Origin of the sequence: Vibrio halioticoli NBRC 102217, assembly GCF_000496695.1 — a bacterium.
Taxonomy (GTDB): Bacteria; Pseudomonadota; Gammaproteobacteria; order Enterobacterales; family Vibrionaceae; genus Vibrio; species Vibrio halioticoli.
In genome coordinates this window covers 1-626 of record NZ_BAUJ01000109.1, presented here as the reverse complement: position 1 = coordinate 626, position 626 = coordinate 1, and the positions used below count along the sequence as shown (strand labels likewise).

The following is a 626-nucleotide window of genomic DNA, read 5'->3' as shown; positions in this document are numbered from 1 at the left end:
TAAGTAATGAAATCACATTACTTATCGTCAGCTTTCCAAATTGTTAAAGAGCGAGATTTTTTAGCCATACAGCTATAAAACCATTTTCTAATCACTTTCGGTAAATCGCTTAGGCGACAAAAATCCCAACCAGTATCAATTTCTTGTTCTGGTTTGGAATAACTTTCCAAAAATAGTTAGAGAATGGTGGGCGATACTGGGCTCGAACCAGTGACCCCCTCCTTGTAAGGGAGGTGCTCTCCCAACTGAGCTAATCGCCCACATTTTATTGTTCAGTGGTATGAACATTTCTAAGAATGGTGGAGCTATGCGGGATCGAACCGCAGACCTCCTGCGTGCAAGGCAGGCGCTCTCCCAGCTGAGCTATAGCCCCATCTTAGATTCATTTTCTGCCAAAAGGAGAAAATGGTGGGTCGTGCAGGATTCGAACCTGCGACCAATTGATTAAAAGTCAACTGCTCTACCAGCTGAGCTAACGACCCAATGGTATCCCGTAGGGGAGTCGAACCCCTGTTACCGCCGTGAAAGGGCGGTGTCCTAGGCCTCTAGACGAACGGGACACTAGGTTTACTTTCACTTTTAAAAAGCGAAAACAAACTGTTGAAATGTCTTGGGAGACATTTCTA

General features: G+C 45.0%; 4 tRNA genes. All 4 read right to left on the bottom strand.

The window, feature by feature from the left end:
* Window positions 1–184: 184 nt before the first annotated feature.
* Window positions 185–260 (bottom strand) — tRNA-Val (locus tag VHA01S_RS17755).
* Window positions 261–297: 37 nt separating this feature from the next.
* Window positions 298–373, bottom strand: a tRNA-Ala gene (locus VHA01S_RS17750).
* Between the two features lie 33 nt (window positions 374–406).
* A tRNA-Lys gene (locus VHA01S_RS17745) sits at window positions 407–482 on the bottom strand.
* 2 nt (window positions 483–484) lie between these two features.
* Window positions 485–560, bottom strand: a tRNA-Glu gene (locus tag VHA01S_RS17740).
* Window positions 561–626: the final 66 nt, after the last annotated feature.